Source organism: Candidatus Hydrogenedentota bacterium, assembly GCA_035416745.1.
Classification (GTDB): Bacteria; Hydrogenedentota; Hydrogenedentia; order Hydrogenedentales; family SLHB01; genus UBA2224.
In genome coordinates, this window is sequence record DAOLNV010000013.1 from 66,001 (window position 1) to 87,848 (window position 21,848).

A 21,848-nucleotide genomic window follows, 5' to 3' on the forward strand; every position below is an offset into this window, starting at 1 on the left:
ACATTGAAGGTCCGCTGCCAGGGTTTGTGTGCGAGCCGGTATGCGGCCTTTGCCCGGCAATGCCGGTCGTACCACGAGCCGCCGCGTTCCAGCTCTCTTGGCGTTGCTGGTCACTTTCGCGCGATGTTGACGGGGTTCGTGCCGTCAACGGACATGAGCACGCGGAAACCTACATTGAAAACCTTCTGATACGGCTTGTATCGCAACCGGAACGACGCAGTGGCACGGTAGGGCCGGTCAAGCCAGGACCCTCCGCGAACGACCTTGTCGTCGCGCGAAATGGGGTCGTTACGCCCATCCTCCGCGTAGGGGTACGCGGCAAACGAGGTGCGGGTCCACTCGGCGACGTTCCCATGCATGTCGAGCAATCCCCAGGGATTCGGCTGATATTTGCCGACACCGGTCACGATGCGCTCACCGTCATCGAACCGGGCGTCTTTGGGGAGAAAATCCTCGTACGGGCTCGGGTTAGCGATGGGTTGAGGATCAATACCGGCGACGGCCAGCAGTTTGACCGACAGGTCAGCGAGATTGGCGAAGCCCGAGAAATCCGCATCCATGCCGCCGTAGAAGAACGGGGTATCGGCGCCCGCACGGCATGCCCATTCCCATTGCGCCTCGGTCGGCAGGGTGCAGGGAGCGCCAGCGCGGCCGGTCAACCATTCGCAGAAGGCCATGGCCTCGTCCCATGAAACGCGGGCGACGGGCTGCTCGGGCAGGTTCGCCGGGTAGCCGGGCCGGGTATGGTCCTTATTGTGCTGATCGATGGTTCCGGTATCATGGGCGGGATTGAAGCACGCGTACTGTGCGTTTGAGACTTCCGTGACGCTCATCCAGAAGGGCTGCCCGATGGTCACGGCGGACGGGGGTTGTTCGTCGATGGCCCCGGCCGCGCTGCCCATAACGTATTCGCCGGCGGGGATGAGAACGAAATCCATGGTGAGACCGTTGCCGAGGTCGACGGTTCTTCGCTGCGGTTCGGACGGCCCATCGGCGGCGGCGACGGCGCCAGCCGCGGCGCGTTGAAGGGCTTGCGCATCTTCGTTCGAGAACGGCCAGCCGTCGACAGGGACTGCGGCGTTCTGTTGCATGACGGGCGGTTCGGGCGCCATGAATTCGCGCGGCGCGCCGAGTCCTTCGGGGATAGCCTCGAGATCTTCACTGCGGTTGGCATAGGCGGCGAGCATGGCGGCGCGGCGCTTGTCGAACTCGCCCGGAATGGGACGATGCTCATGCCACGTGCCGTGATCCGGAACGTTGAGATCGATCCAGGTGTAGAGCCGGTCCCATGCCTCGTCATCGAGTTTCACGCCATGATGGCCCTTTTCGAGCATCTGGATCAGCTCGCTCGTGTCCGCGTGCCATTCCATGGGCGTGGCCAGATGGTAGTCGCTCTCGGGTCCCGGGCGCCGCACGTAGGGGTGTAGTGCAAGGTATGAGGGGGTGAAGTTGTTCCACCCGTTCTGATCTTTGCGGGCGAAGTCGGGGCGTCCTTCTTGCCCGTTGTGGCAACCCACGCAGAACTGGTCAAGCGCCGGCTGGACATCGCGTTTGAAGCTGAACCCCCGCGCAGGGCCGTACCACGGTTCGATAGCCGCGGGACGCGTGCGCGACGCCAGCGTGCGCGTGACGGGCGGCCCCATGTTCTGCTTCTCGTGGCAGCCGACGCACGAGAGAATCTCTCCCGGCATGGCCGTGAACCAACTTCGCATGACCTGAAGCGCGCGCCCGCGGTCGTCAAGCGGTTGCACGGCAATGGGAGTATTCGCGGGGACAGTGAAAACCGCCGAGCCATCGTCGAAGACAGGCACGGTGCCGAGAATACGGTGTACGTCCCACGGGCCTTCGACGCCGATGTGCATGTGGCCGCCCATCTTGGGATAGGTGTAGTGCATGGCGAAAAGGCGGAGCTTCTTGACCGTCCCGCGAGGAATATCTTTCAAGCCGTCCCCCTGGTAGATGTCAGCGAGGTATACGGTGGCGTCTTTCGAATCGAGACGCACCTTGTCGGGGATCGCGGGAGGCGTTGGGGTCGCGCGGAACGGGACGGGCTCCAACAGCGCGTACCCCGGCTCTTCTTTCAGAAGGACCATGTTGTCGAAGATGTCGACGAGATAGATCCCCCAGAGAGCATCGGGCGCGGGTTTGCACGACACCAGGAAGTACTTGTCGCTCAGGGGATAGGGGTGCAGGAATTTCGGCCACGAATCATTGACCAGTTGGTCGACGATTATTGGTTCCACACGCTTGCCGTAGCCGGGGATCCGCTGTAGCGCCCCGTCGGCCTCGTGACGGCCCGCGGCAGGATCGAAGACTACGAGTTCGCCCATGCGCGCAACGCCATGATGGCCGGATACGATAGCAATGATCTTGGTGGGATGACCCGGGATCGGCCGCGCATAAAAGATCGAGTTGGGCCAGAACGAGTTGCTGCCGTAGTACTCCATCTGGTTGGTGCCGTCCGGGTTCATATTGAAAAGGAGCCTCGAAAAGTAGTGCGGCGTATCCGAATACTCCCAGCGTGAGAACAGCACCCGGCCATTGTTGAGCACCGTGGGGCACCAATTGTGGTCCTGGTCGAAGCAGAGCATGCGGATGCCCGTGCCGTCGGGATTCATGACGCAGAAATTGGCCACGGCGTCGGCCCCGCCCACGCATGGAATGCCCTGGAAACAGCGGGTAGACGCGAAGATGATCCGGCCGTCCGGGAGGTAGCACGCGTCGTAGTTGTCGACGTCGGGCTGGTCTCCGGGGGTAACCTGGCGCAGACCGGAACCGTCGGCGCGTATTTCCCAGATCTGCCAGCGGTCTTGCGAACCGGGCATCGAGATGAGCATCTTGCTGGCGTCGAAATGCAGGTCGACGTCGCCCACGAATACGGGCCCCTCGGGTTTGAAGAAGGTCGTGAGTGCGCTATCCGGAGACACGGGGTTCATGACGCAGATTTCATTGTCGTACCCGGCGCGTGCAACCGCACAGTTGCCCTGCCAGTTCTGCGGAAGGCCCATGTTGCCTTCCCCCCGTTTGACCAGCAGCAGGCGCTCGAAATGGAGCAAGGGATTGGCGAGCAGGGCCTCGCGCTGCAACGCGGTCGCTTGGGCGGCCGTCTCGCCAAGTGCGGCTTCCGCGCCCGGTTGAGCATCGAGGATGGCTTGACGCGCCTTCCCGGCAACCGCGTCCATCTCGGCAACGCGTTTGACAAGGGCCTCGCCATCGGCGTACTCGCCGGGATAGGCTGCCGTGAGATCGGCGACCGCGCGCCGCAACGCTTCAAAATTGACCCGGTTCAGGAGTTCGGCGTTCCCGGCGGCAAGACGCGCGCGCTCGAAAAGGGCCAGCCAGCGCGGGTCGTTGGCGGCGGCTTGCTCCTCTTTCAGCCTGGCCGCCTCGTTCTTGAGACCAGATGCCAGGTCGCCCAGACGATCGAATGCGTCATTTACGATGCGTTCCTCGGTGGCCATGTCTCCGGCGGTGCGGAACCAGTAGAGCGGCCCATCGCCGCCGGCACTCTGCTCGAACCACTGAGTCTGCAGCGGGAAATCGGCGGTTATCTGGCGCCAGATGGTGTCAAGCCGTTCGTCGGTGACCGCGAAATAGAACGCATGCCCGCCGCTGCGGTTGAAGATTTTCATGAGGACCTTGTTCTCGCCCTGTTTGAACGACAGCGCGGCTTTGTCCTGGTTGGGAGCGGCCACCCGAGGCACATCGTTCGAAATGACCTTCTCGCCGTTGAACCAGACCTCGAGTCCGTCATCGCTGCCAAAGAAGGCCATGAGCTGCATCGGCGCGGCCGCGGTGATGGTGCGGAAAAGATACGTCGAGTGCGAGTCGCCGCCGGGAAGATCGATGACCGCGCCGTCCTTCCAGCCGGGTTGCGCCACCCATACCCGCTTGTCGTCGGCCGTCCTGGCCTGCAGATCAACGCCCTGCTCGGGGAACAGCGCCTGGGCAAATCCATCGGCCTTGAGCGCGCCTGTGGTATACCACGGGCCAGCATCGTATGCCGCATTGTCGCCGGCTGCCTGAAACGCCGCGCGGGCAGCGGTCATGGTCTCGGGCCATGTATCGCGCTTGGCATAAAGCGGCGCGCCTTCACCGGCAAGTGCTACGGCCGCGCACGCTATGCACGCCAGAAACGCGCCCACACGCAGGATATTGGATTGAGGGTAGCTCACGGCTCTCGATGTCCTTCTGTTTTGCGGCGGCGCAACAGTGCTCGTTGCCGGGCCGCTTTCACTCGCTCGTCAAACCTGTCCTCGATGCATCGCGCAAGACGGGGCCCGCCGTGTTTCGGGATATGGCGGCGCCCCGCCGCTTGCACGGGACTCTTTCCTACAACTTGGCGTTCGGAAGGGTGAACCGAAGCCCTGCGCCGTCGTGATACGACGCGTACTCGGTCACGATGGCGCCCTCGGGGCCGGCCAGCATGAAATGCCACTGCTCGGCCTTGGGCAGCCAGGTCACTTCGCCAGGCATGACTTTTGTGGCGCAGCGGGCCTTGGCGAGTTCGCGGTGGCTGGGCGGGATGCGCTCGACGTCGCCCGGGTGGGGTTCGCCCTCGCCATACGTCCAGACGAAGCCATAACGGGTCTGCCAGCCTTCCATCTTAGGCCGCGCCTCTTCGGTCTTCATGTGACGGTGCTCGGGAATCATCTGTCCCGGCAACAGGTAGATTTCATGGCCGAAATAGTCGTCTTGCTTGTTGTTGATCCAGAAGATGCCGGCCATGCCCACTTCGGTGAACTTGCCCAGACCGAAATCGATCGCCCAGAACTCATCGCCCTTGAGACGGTCGACAATGGGGTAGTTGAAACGGCGCATCATGTCGTAATAGGCCTCCTTGGCGGCCTCGACGTTGAACGTGCCATCGGCTTTGTAGAAATCCTTGTTATTGGGCATTTTCACCTCGCTTGCGCGCGCGCTGCCGCCGGCCGCGGACATTACCGCTCCCGCCACAACGCCGCCTATCAGTTGTCTCCTGGTCATATCGGTCATCGCCCGGTTCCTCCTGCTTGGGTTCAGGCACTGCGCCTCGTAATCTCAACGTATCCGCAATCAACGCTATTTCGCGCGTTCGTGTCTCAAGGTCTCGTAGAAGTCGAAGGCCTTGTCGGGCTTTTCGTTTTCGTGCACCACCTTGCGGACGGCCTGCACCATGGCGACCGGATCGTCGGCACAGAAGATATTGCGGCCCATGTCGACGCCGAGCGCGCCTTGGTCAATCGCTTTGTAAGCCATCTCGAGAGCCTCTAATTCGGGGAGCTTCTTGCCGCCCGCGATCACTATGGGAACGGGGCATCCCGCGACCACTTCGTCGAAATCGGGCTCGCAATAGTAGGTCTTGACGAAATGCGCGCCCAGCTCCGCGATGACGCGGCAGGCAAGGCCAAGGTAGCGGGCATCGCGCACGAGTTCTTTGCCCACGGCGGTCACGCCGAGCGTGGGAAGGCCGTAGTTGTTGCCCTCGTTGATAAGGTATGCCAGGTTCTCGAGGGTTTCCCGCTCATGTGTCGCGCCGATGCACACCTGGGTGGTCACCGCGGCAGCGTTCATACGCAGCGCATCTTCAACCGACACGCCAATCACCTCGTCGCTGAGATCCTTGAGAATGGTGGCGCCGGTGCTGCAGCGCATGACGACCGGCTTGTCGGTCTCGGGCGGGATGCAGGTACGCAACGCCCCGCGCGTGCACATCAGGCAGTCGACGTGCTCGGTCAGCGGAGGAATGCAGAGGTCGATGCGTTCGATGCCGGAGGTCGGTCCCATGATATATCCGTGGTCGAAAGCCAGCATCACGGTGCGGCCGCTCTTCGGATTGAAGATGCGCGCGAGCCGGTGTTTCATTCCCCATTCGAGGTGGGCGCTGCCTTTGAGAAAGAAACCGGGCGTTTCCTGGGGAATCCCGATTCCGAAATTCTTGTTCTTGTCGTCGGTCTTCTTGTCAGCATCAGGCATGTGTGGTCACTCCTTCTAAGAACCCCTGGAATATCAGCGAAACCGAGGAAGCCCCGGCGTCGGGTTGTCCTATGCTCTTCTCTCCGATGTTCTTGGCACGTCCAAAGCGCGCCTGTAACGATTTCGTGCGTTCGGCGCCGTCACGCGCGGCTTCGGACGCGCTTCGCAACATGTCTTTGACCGAGCCGCCGGCGTCGGCGGCCGCCTGTGCGGCATCGACAGCGGGCACGAGCGCGTCAAGCATGGTTTTGTCGCCAACCTGGGCGCGGGTGCGCTTCTGGACGCCCGCCAGTCCCGCCGCAAATGCGGCGGCAAGACCATTTGCGTCCAATGCGTCTTTCCCGGCCGCCGCGTCGGCCATGCTCATGAAGAACGTGCCGAAGAGCGGTCCCGTCGCGCCGCCGTCGACGCCCATGACGGCCCAGCCGATGCTCCGCAACAGCTCCTGGAGCGACGAGGACTGATCGTCCTCGACAGCCTTCTCCATACAGTTCATCGCACGAGCCATAGTGGTGCCGTGATCGCCGTCGCCTCCGTGCGAATCGAGCTTCGAAAGAAGCTCCTGATTCGCGCGGACTTGCGCGGCGGCCGCACGTACCATGGCTACCAATCGATTGTAATCCACCATCGCAACAGGCGTCCCGGACACTATTTCACGACCAGGGCCGGCGTATTGCAGGGGGCATCCCACAAGGCCAGCAGCTCGTCGTCCATCTTCGCGGCAAACATCTGGAAGCCGCCCATTTCCTGCACGGTCAGAAACTCGCCAGCGATTGCGCGCGCGAGTTTGATGCCTTTGGCGTCGAGCGCCTTTTTCACGCCGCCCAGCACCACGTACTGCTCCATGAGCGTTGTCGAACCGACGCCGTTGATCATGACCAACAGGTCGTCGCCGGACTTCGCGCCGAGGTCGTTGCAGAGGGCATCGATCATGATCTTGGCCGTTTCGTCGGCGCTCTTGAGCGATTGTTGTCCGCCGCCGGCTTCACCGTGCTGGCCCATTCCGACGATCATGTCGGTCTCGGGCACTTCCGCGATGATGCCGCCGGTCGAGGGATGCGTGGCGCCGGTCACGGCCACGGCCAGCGTCGCCATGTTGCGCTCCAAGCGTTCCGCGATGGCGATGCACTCGTCCAGCGGCTTGCCCTGTTCAGCGGCGGCGCCAGCGACTTTGATCACCGGCAGACAGCCCACGAGACCGCGGCGGTTTTTCGGGTCCTGCCGCGACGGCACTGAGATATCCTCGTGCGTGAGGACCTGCTTGACGTTGAGCCCCTCTTTTTCGGCCATTTCCATGGCGATGTTCGCGGTCATGACGTCGCCTTCGTGGTTCAGGACGACCAGCAGCACGCCTGCTTTGCGGTTGGCCAGTTTGAGCGCCTCGAACACACGCGGCGGCCCGGGCGCCGCGAAAATCTCTCCCGGAACGCTGATATCGAGCATGCCCTCGCCCACGTAGCCGCTCAGGGCCGGCTCGTGACCGCTCCCGCCGAGGGTAACCACCGCAACCTTGTTCGCGGGTTTCGGATGGGCCCGCACCACGAGGTTGTTGCCCGCCAGCGCCACCTTGCCCGAATTGGCCAGCACAAAACCCGCCAGCAGTTCGTTGACGAGGTTATCGGGATCGTTAACAAATTTCTTCATTGGCATGACTGGTCCTACCCCTTTCGGTTTGTTCCGCTTATTCCGTCTGCCGGACCCGTTACCTGGCTTCCATCAGCTCGAGCACCGCGTCGCCGTCCGTGATGAAAGCCACGCGCAAGGACTCGGTCGCGTCGAACGGCGCGACGATCACGTTCCGGCCTTTGATGGCCTCGTCAAGATTATCGACCATGAACGCGATATGGCAGTTGTTCTGAACGGCCGGATGCATGGGACTGTCCTTTTCGAAACGCAAAAACTCGATGTGAAACGGGTGTTCGGCAGCATTGGTGATGTAGACCTTCGCGCCTTCAAGATACTCTTCTTTTTCGGCCCGCTTCGCCGTGGGTACGCCAAAATGGTGAAATACAGCGCCTGCCATCGTTTGTGTCCTCCTTTGATGTAACGTGGTTTTCCGCGAGACCCGTAGGCCTCTATATCAATCCATATCCCTGCCGCCGTGACACGAATGAATGTTGGGCGGCGGGGTCGCGATTCGCGCAGCCCTGCTCAGGCGAACCAGCGACGACGCACCGGACGTCTTCGTCGGGAGAATCGCTGTGTCCGGATAGACTAGTGATATCCAGGCGTTTGGACACTTCGGGAGGTGCTTCATGAGAATACGGGCCCGATCAGGAATCGGGACATGGCTCTTGGTTCTGTCATGCGCCACTGCCATAGAGAAGCTGCCCGGTTGCAGAAAAAGCCCAAATATGGAACGCGAATCGAATATGCGCGAATGAGAATAACAAGGACGCCGGGTAGTGTCAAACGCGCGACACAGTTGTACTTAAGAGAAGTTTTCCACAGGCGGCCTTCGCCGCGCTCCGAAGCGCAGGCGGCTCTCCCGCACTCTTCGAGCAGACGGAAGGGACAGATTGGCCCCGGCGAATGCGCGGGAGCGTGGAAGAGTGTGAACGTGTGAAGGGATTGGAAGACGCGCCACAGGGGGGGGCTTGGTCAAGAGGCCGCGCCACAGCGGAGAGGTCACGTACCTTGTAACTCTTCCGGGGTCCGTCCCGGGGTCCGCGCAACGGAGGGCCGGTTTTCCAACCGGCCACTGAATCGCCGCAGCCCGCCAGGGCTGCGCCCCGGTCAGATAGGGACACGGGCGTACACACACCCTCGCGGCATTGGTCCTTTCGGTGTCGGAGACCTTCGGTCGCAGGGGTGGCTGGGTCAGGAGACCCCGCCACAGCCGAAGGGTGGGTTCCTCCTCCTCAGCACCAACGGCGCGAGACATACCAGCCTGGCCTGAAGGGCCAGGGAACAGGACTTGCGCAACCTGCCCAGCCCAGAGGGCCGAAGGCCCGAAACATACCAGCCTGGCCTGAAGGGCCAGGAAACAAAACCTGCACAACCTGCGCAGGCAAGAGGGCCAACGGCCCGAAACATACCAGCCTGGCCTGAAGGGCCAGGGAACAGGACCAATAGAAACAAGAGGGCTGAAGGCCCGAAACATGACCGTCTAAAGAGCGATTCTTTGACCTCGCCACCACAAATCCTGCATGCCCCAAGCGGATATGTCCCAAGAGGGCGTTCGGACGCCTGCCACGTCCACACCGTCCAAGCCACATGACCGGCGAGGGCGCGGATTTCTCAAAACGAAGGCATGGGTCATGGCCGCCGGGCAATTACGCGGAAGCCGGTGTTGTAGACCTTCTGCCAGGGGTGGTAGGCGTAGCGGCAGGCGCATGCGGCTTCGGCGGGGCGGTCGTACCACGAACCGCCGCGCACGACGCGTTTCTCGCCCGATTCAGGGGTCTCCCGCCCGTCGCCGGGGTCGTACGGATAGGCGCGCCACGCGCTGCGGGTCCACTCGGCCACGTTGCCGTGCATGTCGAACAACCCCCACGGGTTTTGCTTGAACGAGCCGACCGGGGCCGATACGCGGAAGCCGTCGTCCACCTCGTTGACGGCCGGCCGGTAGGGGTACAGGGCGCCTGAAGGCAGGCCCCAGGGAGCGAACGTATCGATCTGCGACAAACGGGTGTCGGCCAGATTCGCAAACTGGGCAAAATCGACGCTGGTCTCCCCATACCACATCGGCGTCGTCGTTCCGGCGCGGCAGGCGTATTCCCATTCGGCCTCCGAGGGCAACATCACCCTTTCATCCGTGCGCCGGGATAGCCATTCGCAAAAACGCGTGGCCTCGTCCCACGAGACGCGGACCACCGGCTGCGTGGGGCCGTTAAGTGGGTAGCCGCGCTCCTCAACGCTGAACTGTAGGAAATCCCCGTGTTCGAGACGGCTGTCGTGGGCAGGATCGAAGGCCGCGTACTGCTCGTTGGTGATTTCGCACCGGCTCATCCAGAAGCCGCGTGGAATGGCGACCTCGTGCACGGGACGTTCGGAAAGGTGGCCCGTTTCGCTTCCGAGCCTGACGGCGCCGGCGGGGACAAAGACCCATTCGAGACCCACGCCCGGCGCGAGTGCGCTGACCCGAGTCCCGCCGGGAACGGGGGTATCCGGCGTTTGGGTCTCCGCGGACGCAACGTCCGCCGCAGTCCGATGCTCCTGTGGCGGGACGCTCGCGGGGTCCGCGCTGGCGGACGCATCGAGGAGCGCGGTAAGGTCGTAGATAGCCTCGGGGTCTTCGTCGATGCCCGCGTAGCGTTTCAGCATGTCGCGCCGCCGGTCGCGCTGGTGATTGACCAGCTCGCCGCCCACGATCTCATGCCAGGTGCCGTGCGCGGGGGCATTGAGATCGATCCAGGTAATGAACCGGTCCCATGCCTCGGGGGACAGTTCGACGCCTTGGTGGCCTTTCGACAAGAGCCGCACGAGGCGCGTGGTATCGGCGTGGAAGTCGCAGGGGGTGAGGAGGTGCATATCGCTTTCCATGGTGCTTGTGCGGACGTAACTGCGGAGCGCCAGATAAGATGGCGAGAACGTAGTGCCTTTGGCGTAGGCTTCGTCTCCGGCGGGCGGGTGTACGGCCGGGGCGTTGCGGAAATCGGGAAGACCCTCGCTGCCGTCGTGGCATGCAACGCAATACTTGTTCAGGACCGGCTGCACCTCGCGTATGAACGAAAAGCCGCGCGTGGGACCGTACCAGGGGGCGATCGCGGTGGGCGGCCGCCGAACGGCGAGCGTGTTTCGAGAAGGGGCAGTACTGTTCTGCGGTTCATGGCAGCCCACACACGAAACGACCTCGCCCGGCATGCCCACGAACCAGCTTCGCATCAACTGGAGCGCTCTACCGCCGGCATCGAGCGGTTGAATCGAAATGGGCGTGTTGGCGGGCACACGAAACAAGGCGCTTCCGTCAGACTCGACCGGAACCGTGCCCAGGACGCGTTTGATGTCCCATGGGCCATCGAGACCTACCCGGTTAACCTGCCCGCCCATGCCGTGATAGGCGAAATGATACGTGAAGAGGCGCAACTGTTTGACCGTGCCGCGGGGAACGCCTTCGAGGCCGGGGCCGGCGTGGACGTCGGTGAGATACACGGTGGCTTCGGGGTCAGCAAGGTTCACGCGCGGGGCGATGATCGGAGGCGCCGGCGTCGCCCGCAACGGCAACGGCTCGAGCAGCGCCCAGCCCTCGGCTTCTTTGATCAGCGTCATATTGTCGAACACGTCAACGAGGTATACGCCCCACCTCGACTCGGGGGTTGGCTTCGACGAAACAAGGAAATACTTGTCGCTCAACGGATAAGGATGCAGGAACTTCGGCCAGTTGTTCATCACCAGCCCATCGAGAATCACCGGGTTGACCGGTTTGCCGCGTCCGGGTATGCGTTGGATTACGCCCTTGGCTTGAGCGCGGCCCCGGGCGGGGTCGATAAGTACCAGCTCGCCCATGCGCGGCACGTCGTGGTGGCCGCTGACGACCGCCACCGCCATAGTGGGATGATTGGGCACGGGCCGGGCGAAGAACAGCCCGTTGGGCCAGTACGAGTTGCTGCCGTAGTACTCGGCCTGATTGGTGCCGTCGGGATTCATGTGGAAGAGTATCCGCGACGCGAAATGCGGCAGGTCCGAGTACTCCCAGCGAAGATACAGAACGCGTCCGTTGTTGAGAACGGCCGGACACCAGTTGTGGTCCTGTTCAAAAGTCAGACGGCGGATAGCGCCGGTCTCTGCCTCGCACCGGTAGAGATGAGACACGTGAGACGAGCCCGTCACGCACGGGACGCCGATAAAGCAGGCGGTCGAAGTGAACAGTATGGCGCCATCTGGCAGGTAGCAGGCATCGTAGTTGTCGACGTCGGGTTCGCTGATTAGCGGAAGCTGGCGCAGGCCGGTCCCGTCAGCGGCGATCTCAAATACCTGCCAGCGCCGGTCTTCGCCGGGCATCGAGAAGAGCATGCGTGAGCCGTCGAAATGGAGGTCCACGTCGCCCACGAACCGTCCCCCTTCGGGTTTGTAGAGAGTCACGGGGTCCGCATCGAGGTCGTCGAGCGAGAGGATGCAGAGTTCGTTGTCGATGCCGTCTCTCGAAATGCTCGAGTTGCTCTCCCAGTTCATGGGAAGCCCGAGGTTCGCTTCGCTGCGCTTGATGAGCACAATGCGCTCGAAATCCAGCAGAGGATTGGCAAGAAGGGCCTTCCGTTGAAACGCGAGAATCTCGTCCACGCGCGCCTGCACGCTGGCGTCGTTGGCCTGCCAGCCCCACAGTCCGCCGCGCTCGCTGAGATTGGCCGCATCGCGGATTTCACGGGCCCAGATTTCGTAGCGAGCGAGCGCCTGGAGGAAGGATGGGCCCTCGGGATAGCGCTCGCCAAACTCGCGGGAGAGATCCTCGAGCGCGAGTCGCAGGGCTTCGCCATTGAACTCCCGCAACCGTTCGGCGGGAGACCGTCCCTCGGAAGCCGGATACGCCCGCAGCGGATACAAGAGAGTAAGCCCGCAACTGATGATCAACGCCATTGTCAGACTACGCATGCTGCCCTCGTCTCCCATTGGACCCGGCCCGGCCGCACGGGAATCGGGCTATCATTCCGAAACACGTTTCGCGGCCTGAACGGGTTTGTCCACGGCACACACCACCCGGAAACCCACGTTGTAGACACGCTGGTAAGGCCGGTATGCCAGGCGCATGGCCGAGCGCGCCCGCATGGGCCGGTCACGCCACGAGCCGCCACGCACGACCCGCTCGCCCTCAACGTCAGGTGCGTTGCGTCCGTCGTTTTCGTCATAGAGATAGGGCCGGTACACTGAGCGCGTCCATTCCCAGACGTTCCCGTGCATGTCGTGCAGTCCCCACGGATTGGGGCGGTACAAGGCCACGCCGTCGGACAAGAATCCGCCGTCGTTAAAGCGCAGGTCTTTGGGGATCCAATCGTCGTACTTGCTGGCGTGGAGCCACGGCTCGCGCTCTTTCTTGTACGTATGGCACACAAACTCCCGGAGTTTCTGATCCGCGAAGTTGGCGTCCAGTGAATAGTCGGCGTCCAGAGGACCAAACGAGAAGGCCTCGGCCGAGCCTGCGCGGCAGGCGTACTCCCACTGGGCCTCGGTGGGTAGCGTGAAGCAGCGGCTCGTCTTGGCGTTCAGCCATTCGCAGAAGGCCATGGCTTCGTCCCAGGAAACGCGCACCACGGGCTGGCCGGGAGCGTTCACGTAGAATCCGCGGACTCCGAACTGCATCGAGAACCGGCTTTCGACGCCGCTGTCGTGGGTGGGGTCGTAGGATTCGAATTGGGCGTTGGTGATTTCGGTACGCGCCATCCAGAACGGTTCGCCGACGACTACGGCGGTTTCGGGCGTTTCATCGGGGTAACCTTCGGACGAGCCCATGACGAACGACCCGGCGGGGATCAAGGCCAATTCGAGCGCGACGCCATTGCCGAGCTCGATGGTTTGTTGGGCGGGGGGTTCCGCGCCGTCCGCAGCCAGGCGCAGGGTGCCCGCGGCTTCAGCCTGTCGGCGCCGGGCTTCCGCAGCATCGAATGGCCATCCCGGGCATACCGGCTCGGGCGCCTGCGCGCGTGTTTCTTGCGGCGGAATGATGGTCTGAACCGGTTCGCGGGGGATTTCGGGAATTGCCTCAAAATCCTGGTCCATATTCGCATAGAGCTTCAGCAGTTCCCGGCGGCGTTGCGCGGGACTTGCGACGCGCTCCTGGCCCGCGATCTCGTGCCAGGTCCCATGGAACGGCGCGTTCAGATCAATCCACGTGATCAGGCGGTCCCATGCCTCGGCGTCCAGTTGCACGCCGTGATGGCCCTTCTCGAGCATTTGCACCAGGTCGGTCGAATCGGCATGAAACTCCATGGGCGTCAGCAAATGGTAGTCGCTCTCGAGGCCGGGCCTGCGCACGAAACGGTGCAATTCAACATAGGACACCGAGAAATGGCCCGCGTCCTGGCCCCCGCTATGAAATACGCTCGTGTAATCGGTGATGTAGGCGCGCTCCTTAAGGTTGGGAATGGAATCCCGTGAGCCGTCGTGGCAGCCGGCGCAGTATTTGTCGAGGATGGGCTGCACCTCGCGCAGGAAGTTGAAGCCGCGGGAGGGACCATGCCACGGCTTGATCTCAGCGGGAGATCGTCTCGCGGCAAGGGCGAGTTTCGCGGGCGGCGCGGTGTTCTGGCTCTCGTGGCAACCGGCGCAGGACAATACCTCGCCGGGCATGGCCGTAAACCAGCTTCGCATCAGTTGCAGCGCCTTGCCTTCTTCGTCGAGCGGCTGCGCCGAGATAGGCGTGTTGGCAGGCACACGGAAATAGGCCGAGCCGTCCTCGGCCACCGGCACCGTGCCCATGATGCGCTTGATATCCCACGGTCCCTCCATGCCGACGACGGCCTGCGGGCCGCCCATCCCGGGATAGAGGAAGTGGTAGGTGAACAAACGCAGCGATTTCACCGCGCCGCGAGGAATACCATCGAGCCCCCCGCCCTGATACACATTGGCGAGATAGACCACTGCGTCGTTGCGGTTAAGGTCCACTTTGGAAGGAATGACCGGAGGCGTTGGACGTTTGCGGACGGGTACAGGCTCAAACAGCGCGTAACCGGGTTCCTCTTGAAGCAACAGAATGTTATCGAAGACGTCGACGAGGTAGATGCCCCACAGCGACTCGGGAGTGGGCTTGCAGGACACGAGACAGTACTTGGCGCTGAGCGGGAACGGATGGAGAAACTTGGGCCACGAATTGTCGACGAGGTTGTCCTGAATAAGCGTCGAGTCGTATTTCGGGTTGGTGTCGGATGCCACGGGGATCCCGTAGCCGGGAATGCGCTGGATGGCCCCGGCGGATTCACGCCGGCCCCGGGCGGGATCGAAAAGCACCAGTTCGCCCATGCGCGGCACGCCGTGGTGCCCGCTCACAATGCCCATGAACTGGGTGGGATGGCCCGGGACCGGCTTGGCATAGAAAAGCGAGTTCGGCCAGTAGGAATTGCTCCCGTAATACTCCATTTGCTCCGTGCCGTCGGGGTTCATGTGAAACAATACGCGGTCGTGGGTATGAGGAGTGTCGGTGTACTCCCAGCGCAGGTACATGACCCGGCCGTTGTCGAGCACGGTCGGGCACCAGTTGTGTTCCTGATCGAAGCACAATTGGCGGATACCCGAACCGTCTGGGCGCATCCGGTAGAGCATGGCCGCGCGGGTACTGCCGTTAACGCATGGCACGGCCGCAAAAAAAGCGTTCGAACAAAAGATGATGTCACCATCGGGCAGATAACACGCATCGTAGTTGTCCACATCGGGCTGGTCGCCTGGGGTGACTTGGCGCAGTCCTGACCCGTCAATGGCAATCTCAAATACCTGCCAGCAGTTGTTCGTGCCGATCGATGAGAAGAGCATGCGGCCCGCGTCGAAGTGCAGGTCTACATCGCCCACAAAAACAGGGCCTGCGGGACGGTAGAGCGTTGAGACGCCTCCGCCTGGCGCCGGAGGGCTTAGCACGGCGATTTCATCGTCGAAGCCCGTCCTGGGCAAAGCACAGTTGCTCTGCCAATTCTGCACAAGGCCCAGGGAAGGACTCGAAAGCCCCCTGCGTACAAACAGGAGTCTGTCAAAATCCAGCAGGGGATTCTCGAGCAGCGCGCCGCGGTAGAACGCGAGAAACGCCTCGGCCTTCTCGAAGGCGGCCATATCGAACGTCTGAAGCGCTGTGGCCAGGCTTTCTTTTTCGGCTGCGTACCGGTCTATTTCTTCAAGATATTTTATCCCGTTGGGATAGGCTTCGGGAAATGTTCGCTCGAGGTCTTCGGCGGCCATGCGAAACGCGTGCAGGTTAATCCGGTCGATTTGCGCCGCGATTTGCGCGAATCGTTCGCGGACCCCGGCCGCTTCCTGAAGCAACTCGAGCCACCGCACGTCACCCGCAGGCGCTCCGGCTGCAAGCAGCGCATCCGCCTTCCGCTGGACAGCCTCTCCTGCCTGGCCGACGAGCACGCGCTCGAGTTCGTTTGAATCGCGGTTCGCGAACCACTCGAGGCATCCCGTTCTTCCCGCAGCGGCTGCCATCGCGCCCGTTTCCGCCGGGAAATCCGCGCGAAGGCGTTCCCACACGCAGGCGCGCCAATCACGCCGCGACGCCGAACCCTCCCCCGACGCCAAGGTAAGGAGGCGGGTGCGGGCATCGGACATGGTTGCGGTCCATGTCGCCTGCTTGTAATAGATATCGGGGGGCGGAACGATCTCCCATTTGGAAAGGAGGTCCTTCTCGAGGGCGGCGCGCGTTTCATCCTCCAATGCACCGTTATACATGCGGATCTCCGCGATGCAGCCTATCCATCCCTGGTCAGCGCCATACCAGCGTCCCACGCGGAACTGGTTATCCAACGCGCCCACATTGTCCATCTCGGCCGAGCCCAGGAGCGCGCCGTCCTGGTACAGTTGAAACGCGTGGCCCCGCTTGATAATGGTGTAGAGATGCGCGTTTGAATCGGCCAACCGCAGCTGGGTATGGACGCCCACGCCCGCGGCCAGTTCGAGATACGCCGAACCGTCGCCTTTCGTCCCGAGAGTCCACCAGCGGGCATCGCCGGGCCCGAACCGGTTGCCGATGATCCCGCGGTAGTTGTCGGGCGCGCTAGCGTCCATCGTCGCCACGGCAAATACGGTCCAGTCCGCGGCAGACCAATCCGCCGCGAATCCTGTCACGAGACACTGCGTACCCTGGAACCTTAGCGCAGGATAGCCCGTGACGCGTGCATCCTCGTAAACCGGCTGCAGGGATGTTTCGGGCTGTGCGGCGGTGTGGCCGCCGGCTTTGCTTGCCCATGCACCCAGGGGGACACCTCCTGCCAATGCGTCGGGCGCAGTGTCGCCGTCAACATCCATGGCGTCAAACCACAGAAGGCACCCCCCGGGGTCTCCGGTTGCGGCCTCTTGGGCTGCGGCAGAAACTCCCGGGACCAGCAATACGAGAGCCGCAAGAGCACTGGCATACACGAGGCGCATGGTACAGCTCCGTTTCTTCTCTGTTTTCGTGGCGTCGTCAAAGACCGATGATGCTATGTCGTCAGGACGGCGTTCCAAGGGCGACGACGTCGCGCCGGATGCGGTCGATGTCTTCGGCGGCGATGTGAAGTCCGGCGGCCGCCACGTTCTCCTCGATCTGGCTGGTTTTCCGGGCGCCAGCCAACACATGGGTCACGCCGGGCTGCCGAAGGGTCCACGCAAGCACCAATTGGGCCAGCGTGCAACGATACTTGACCGTCAGCTCATTCCAACCTGCAAGAAGGTCGAGAACGCGTTTGCGGTTTTCCGGAGCGAACCAGGGGTTCCAGCCTGTATCGCTTCGGAACTCGTCCTTACTGAACTCGCGGTCCATGCCGACTTTCCCGGTCAGAAGGCCCTGTTCCAGAGACATGTAGGTGAGCGTGGCGATAGTGTGTTTGAGGCAGAATGGAAGTATATCTTTCTCGGCGCCGCGGGCCAGCATGCTGTAACGGAATTGGCAAGCGGCTAACTCGCCTTCCGAGTCATTTTCCTTCAGTTCGCCGAGGCTCACGTTCGATACGCCGATGGCCCGGACCTTCCCTTCGTCCTTCAGGTCCATGAGACATGCCATGGTCTCGGAGATGGGGGTCTTCACGGGCTCTGCCGAAGGCCAGTGCGTCTGGTACAGGTCGATGAAGTCGGTCTGGAGCCGGCGCAAGCTCTTTTCAACCTCTTCCCGAATGGTATGGGGCTGCAGGCTGCGGTAAATCTTGTGCCCGTCAAAATCGGCAAAGAAAGAACCGCGGGCGTCGTCCACGAGAAGCCCGCACTTTGTAGCCAGCACCACTTTGTCGCGCCGGTCCCGAATGGCCTTTCCTACGACCTCCTCGCTGCGTCCCCGCCCGTACGAAGGAGCGGTGTCGATGAGCGTGATGCCTGTGTCGAGGGCGGCGTGTATGGCTCGTATAGACTCCGCGTCGTCTGGATTCTCGCCCCAGATCATGCCGCCGCCCGTCACCCACGTTCCCATACCGATGACCGAGGCCTTGATGCCGGACTTTCCAAGCGCACAGTACCTCATGACTTTCTTCCCCTGTTTTTCATCCATGCGGGTTTCCCGCGAACCCTGGACCGGCCCGGATTATAGCCAACGGAGGTATGCGTTGCGAAAAGCTCTCTTGTATCCTCCGCGGCCCGGAGGCAATTGCTGAGACGCAATTCCCGTCCCTGTTTGTCCGTGCCACGCGGCGCGCCACGCCCAACCGCCCCAAGCGCGTTGCGCCAGGGCATCGCGTTCATGCACTATGAGACATCGCGTGAAAGCATACCTTCAGGAGAAAACGTCATGAAACCGGCCAGGAAGAATCTGAACAGGCGCGAGATGTTGCGCGTGACCTCGGGGGCGATTGCGGGATGGGGGTTGAGCCGGTGGGCCGCCGCGGCGGACATGCCGGAGGTGAAATTGCCGCGCGCGACTTCGGGCGACACCATCATCGAACCGGATTGGGAACAGCGCGTGACCATCACCGTGGGAAACCGGGGCGCGGACCTCGCAGGCGAATCCGAAAAACCCATCCAGGCGGCAGCGGACTACGTGGCGCGGCTGGGCGGCGGTACAGTACACATCCTGGCGGGCACCTACCGCATGCGAAACGCCGTCTACCTTCCCTCAAATGTGCGTCTTTTGGGCGACGGGACGGAGACCCTGCTTGTGAAAGAGCCGTCCGTGGAGACCACCATTGCAGCGGATTCGGACTGGTTTGACCAGGAAATCACGTTGGCCGACGCAACGGGGTTCGAGGTTGGCGACGGCATATGCATCAAGGCCGACAATCCCCACGATAGTGGCAAAGAGGTGATCAAGCGTACGCTGGTGGGGCGGAGCGGGAACCGCTTCAAGCTGGACCGTGCCCTGCGGAATAACGTCTGGATGATGAAGGCCCCCTCGGTCTCGACCTTGTTTCCCCTCGTAACCGCGGAAGAGAAGGCGAACATGGCGATCGAGAACCTGGCTCTCGACGGGAACAAGGAAGCAAACGCCCCGCTGGACGGGAACTATGCGGGGAATCTCTGGTTTCAGGATTGCAGCCGCATCATCATTCGCGGCGTCGAGAGCCGCAACAACAACGGCGACGGGATAAGCTGGCAGATTTGTCATGACGTCGTGGTCGAAGACTGTTACAGCCACGACAATGCGGACCTGGGCATGCATCCGGGGTCGGGTTCCCAACGCCCGTTGATACGCAATAACCGGGTCGAACGGAACAAGATCGGCATCTTCTTTTGCTGGGGAGTGCACTACGGCCTCGCGGAAAACAACAAGATGCTCGACAATAGCGGACAGGGCCTGTCCATAGGCCACCGCGACCACTACAACGTCATCCGCAAGAACGAAATCTCCGGAAGCGGCGAAACAGGCGTGTTGTTCCGGCCCGAACGCGGCGAGGGGTTCACGGCCAGCGGGAACCAGCTCGAAGAGAACCGGCTGGTCAACAACGGTCCCGAGGACGGCGCGGCGGTCGATTTCCAAGGCGTCACGGCCGGAAACACGCTTGCCCGAAACGAGATCCTCGAGACCCGGTCACCCGCCTCGCGCGCGGGCATACGATTCGGCGAAGAGTGCGGCGAGAACACCCTCGTGGACAACCGGATCGAGGGTTTTGCGACCGCGATTCAGGACAACCGAAAAGCGTAGGGGCGAAATGAGGCGGTGAGACCCGCTTATTGCCCGCGGCGAAGTGCGGCCGCTTTGTATGCCCCGAAGAGGTCCGCGATCCCGGCCGCCTTCACATCGCCGGCGTGGACGACTACGCGGTAGGCCAGGGTAAGGGGCTCGCGCGCGGGAAGCGCCGTGAAATCCCCCTGCGGCCAGAACATTGGCGTGGGCGAAAAGAAGCCGTAATCGCGCGTAAACCATTTGGATGGATACCAGCGGTTGAGGGGGTGCTGGAAAATTGCCAAGCCCTCGGTCACCCCGTCGCGCGCGCCGTAGTAATCGCACCAGGGAGACTCCACGCCAAACGTGCCCTGTTCGGCCGTTTTCCCCTCGGCGTTGACGAGTGTGCCGCCGGACGCTACGCTCAGCTCGGGAACCATCCGCGCCGAGAACAAGGAATGGTTGGTCTTCTCGATCGTGATATGCACAAGCGGATTGAGTGTGATCTCGAAATCGATGATGCGCGTGGCCTTGTCAGGCGCGGATAGGGTGATCGTGCGGGTGTCGCGGATTACGGGGTCCTGGCCCGGTTGCTGCCACAGACACTCGTCCTTGATCACCACGCGCTGGCCTGCTGCCTCAACAATCTCGGGACCCTGCGAGAGAATCTGGCCGCGTTCGTTCACGTCCTGCCAATAATTCCCGCCATTCACCCTGTCGCATCCGAGAAAAAGCGAGTGATGGTGCGGATAGGGCTCGGATGTCTCGGTCGTGACCGACTTGCCCGACGCCGGCCCGATGACTGGCCAGAAATAGGGGTATTTCTGGTCATGGGAGAATTTGTAGCTGGTGAAAAGAACGCCATCTATGGAGACATCCACCTGCTGACCCTTCAATTCGGCCGTGAGCGGCTGGGCTTCCTGTGCCAGCGTGTGGACCCCGCTGAACACAAGAAGAATGGCCAAGGCAACAGGGACCGCATGGCTGACGGTTCGCATGGGATCTCCTCCCTCCCGTAAAGGCCGAACCCCGGCCTATATTGCCCAAGGGCGCACGCGGGCCGCAACCCGGCAAGGGCCGGTAAGCCTATGCTGTCGCGGGTCCCATCGTTGTTTCAAAACAAAAGCATTGAGAAAGCGGCTTTCGAAGCCCTGCGGAAGACTGTCAAACACGGGACTCTTCGACGTGGCCGGAACACTAGAGCATCGACTCCGGCGCTGCCCTCCCGCCTTTGAGGGGGTCCGCGAGAAATGTTGCCAACGCTTGTTCAAATTGCGGCCTCGTAATCGTGGTGAAATGGTCGCCCCCCTCGATAACGACAAGCCGTGTTCGCGGCAAGGCGGTTTCCATCTGTTCCGCGTACTCCTTAAACGGGTCGCGGCTGCCCACGATGGACATGACAGGCGCCGTGATGCCCTCGAGCTCATCCCGTGTCAACATCAACCCGTCCGCGCTTTGGAGCAACGCTCCGAGCGCGGTCAGATCGTTGATCGACGAGATGGCAAGGTTAACGGTGAGCAGACGGGCCTCGCTATACTCTTCGTTAGGAGGCTGCAGGCGCTGCAGCAACGGGGTAAGGCTCGAGTCCTTGTCAAGCGCAGCGCCCAATTCCTTCAAGAACCCGAGTTCCTTCTCGGCGCCTTCGGCCCATCCTGAAGCGCAGGGCGCCACGCTCAACGTGCGCTCGGGGTACACGGATGCGAATTTCAGGGCGACAAATCCGCCCAGAGAATACCCGGCGACATGGGCCCGCTCGATACCGAGGTGGTCCATGAGGCGCGCGACGTCATGCACCATTTCGATGCCGTACTGGCTGGGGTCGTGGGGTTTGCCGCTGCGGCCATGGCCGCGTAAATCAAGGGCGATGACGCGGTGCTCCCCGGCGAGTTTCGGAAGCACCCGCGTGACCATCCAGTTCCCGGCGGCGTTAGTACCGAAACCGTGCAGGAGGATCACGGGGGAACCGGCGCCCTGTTCGATATAATGCAGGCGCACCCCGTTCGAATCGAAATACTGCCCTTCCGTCTCCAGCGTGCGGTAGACGTGAATCCCGGCCCACACAACGCCCACGAAGACAAAGACGGCCACCAGGCCGGACCAAAAGATGATGCGCCTCAATACGGAGCGTCTGTTGTTCATTTCGCCCTTCCGGATGCTTTGGTTTATTCTTACGCGGAGAAAACATGTTGTCAATGAGGCGAATCGCGCCATCTAAGATCTTACCGGAGATGGTATCGTCTTGCCATTTGTG

General features: G+C 62.2%; 12 protein-coding genes. 1 reads left to right on the forward strand and 11 read right to left on the reverse strand.

What is annotated here, in order from left to right:
• Window positions 1-110 precede the first annotated feature (110 nt).
• The 9 genes from PLJ71_06875 to PLJ71_06915 all read right to left on the reverse strand — a co-directional run bounded on the left by PLJ71_06875 (window position 111) and on the right by PLJ71_06915 (window position 18,049).
• Complete coding sequence (locus tag PLJ71_06875) at window positions 111-4,175, reverse strand: SUMF1/EgtB/PvdO family nonheme iron enzyme (protein HQM48394.1); 4,065 nt, start codon at window positions 4,173-4,175, stop codon at window positions 111-113.
• A gap of 157 nt (window positions 4,176-4,332) precedes the next feature.
• Window positions 4,333-4,995 (reverse strand): hypothetical protein, encoded by a 663-nt coding sequence (locus PLJ71_06880; GenBank protein HQM48395.1) that lies wholly within the window; start codon window positions 4,993-4,995, stop codon window positions 4,333-4,335.
• A 66-nt stretch (window positions 4,996-5,061) separates the two neighbouring features.
• On the reverse strand, window positions 5,062-5,955 hold the full coding sequence (gene lsrF / locus PLJ71_06885; protein ID HQM48396.1) for a 3-hydroxy-5-phosphonooxypentane-2,4-dione thiolase: 894 nt from the start codon (window positions 5,953-5,955) through the stop codon (window positions 5,062-5,064).
• Window positions 5,948-6,556 carry a dihydroxyacetone kinase subunit DhaL gene (gene dhaL, locus PLJ71_06890; protein ID HQM48397.1) on the reverse strand — a complete coding sequence of 203 codons (609 nt, stop codon included), beginning with the start codon at window positions 6,554-6,556 and terminating at the stop codon, window positions 5,948-5,950. Before dhaL ends, lsrF begins: the two co-directional genes overlap by 8 nt.
• A gap of 47 nt (window positions 6,557-6,603) precedes the next feature.
• On the reverse strand, window positions 6,604-7,605 hold the full coding sequence (locus PLJ71_06895; GenBank protein HQM48398.1) for a dihydroxyacetone kinase subunit DhaK: 1,002 nt from the start codon (window positions 7,603-7,605) through the stop codon (window positions 6,604-6,606).
• A 52-nt stretch (window positions 7,606-7,657) separates the two neighbouring features.
• The gene (locus PLJ71_06900) at window positions 7,658-7,978 is read right to left on the reverse strand and encodes a hypothetical protein (protein ID HQM48399.1); all 321 of its coding nucleotides are present in this window, start codon (window positions 7,976-7,978) and stop codon (window positions 7,658-7,660) included.
• A gap of 1,235 nt (window positions 7,979-9,213) precedes the next feature.
• Window positions 9,214-12,486, reverse strand: a complete 3,273-nt coding sequence (locus tag PLJ71_06905) for an SUMF1/EgtB/PvdO family nonheme iron enzyme (protein HQM48400.1) — start codon at window positions 12,484-12,486, stop codon at window positions 9,214-9,216.
• A gap of 51 nt (window positions 12,487-12,537) precedes the next feature.
• A complete protein-coding gene (locus tag PLJ71_06910) occupies window positions 12,538-16,959 on the reverse strand; it encodes an SUMF1/EgtB/PvdO family nonheme iron enzyme (protein ID HQM48401.1) in 4,422 nt (1,473 codons plus the stop codon).
• Window positions 16,960-17,020: 61 nt separating this feature from the next.
• Window positions 17,021-18,049, reverse strand: coding sequence for an aldo/keto reductase (locus PLJ71_06915; GenBank protein HQM48402.1), 1,029 nt, complete (start codon window positions 18,047-18,049; stop codon window positions 17,021-17,023).
• Between the two features lie 237 nt (window positions 18,050-18,286).
• Here PLJ71_06915 and PLJ71_06920 point away from each other — a divergent pair, with 237 nt between their 5' ends.
• Entirely contained in the window at window positions 18,287-19,636 is a 1,350-nt protein-coding gene (locus PLJ71_06920; GenBank protein HQM48403.1) for a right-handed parallel beta-helix repeat-containing protein, read from the forward strand.
• Window positions 19,637-19,662: 26 nt separating this feature from the next.
• On the opposite strand, the gene PLJ71_06925 is transcribed toward PLJ71_06920, so the two are convergent.
• Both PLJ71_06925 and PLJ71_06930 read right to left on the reverse strand, forming a co-directional pair.
• Window positions 19,663-20,595, reverse strand: a complete 933-nt coding sequence (locus tag PLJ71_06925) for a PmoA family protein (GenBank protein HQM48404.1) — start codon at window positions 20,593-20,595, stop codon at window positions 19,663-19,665.
• 199 nt (window positions 20,596-20,794) lie between these two features.
• Window positions 20,795-21,736: an alpha/beta hydrolase gene (locus tag PLJ71_06930; GenBank protein ID HQM48405.1), complete on the reverse strand. Its 942-nt coding sequence runs from the start codon at window positions 21,734-21,736 to the stop codon at window positions 20,795-20,797.
• Between the last annotated feature and the right edge of the window lie 112 nt (window positions 21,737-21,848).

Bases quoted from the DNA above. Each gene is read 5' to 3' on its own strand.
- PLJ71_06905 (HQM48400.1), bottom strand. From the start codon at position 12,486: ATGCGTAGTCTGACAATGGCGTTGATCATCAGTTGCGGGCTTACTCTC.
- dhaL (HQM48397.1), bottom strand. From the start codon at position 6,556: ATGGTACGTGCGGCCGCCGCGCAAGTCCGCGCGAATCAGGAGCTTCTT.
- PLJ71_06910 (HQM48401.1), bottom strand. From the start codon at position 16,959: ATGCGCCTCGTGTATGCCAGTGCTCTTGCGGCTCTCGTATTGCTGGTC.
- PLJ71_06880 (HQM48395.1), bottom strand. From the start codon at position 4,995: ATGACCGATATGACCAGGAGACAACTGATAGGCGGCGTTGTGGCGGGA.
- PLJ71_06925 (HQM48404.1), bottom strand. From the start codon at position 20,595: ATGCGAACCGTCAGCCATGCGGTCCCTGTTGCCTTGGCCATTCTTCTT.
- PLJ71_06920 (HQM48403.1), top strand. From the start codon at position 18,287: ATGAAACCGGCCAGGAAGAATCTGAACAGGCGCGAGATGTTGCGCGTG.
- lsrF (HQM48396.1), bottom strand. From the start codon at position 5,955: ATGCCTGATGCTGACAAGAAGACCGACGACAAGAACAAGAATTTCGGA.
- PLJ71_06930 (HQM48405.1), bottom strand. From the start codon at position 21,736: ATGAACAACAGACGCTCCGTATTGAGGCGCATCATCTTTTGGTCCGGC.
- PLJ71_06900 (HQM48399.1), bottom strand. From the start codon at position 7,978: ATGGCAGGCGCTGTATTTCACCATTTTGGCGTACCCACGGCGAAGCGG.
- PLJ71_06915 (HQM48402.1), bottom strand. From the start codon at position 18,049: ATGGATGAAAAACAGGGGAAGAAAGTCATGAGGTACTGTGCGCTTGGA.
- PLJ71_06895 (HQM48398.1), bottom strand. From the start codon at position 7,605: ATGCCAATGAAGAAATTTGTTAACGATCCCGATAACCTCGTCAACGAA.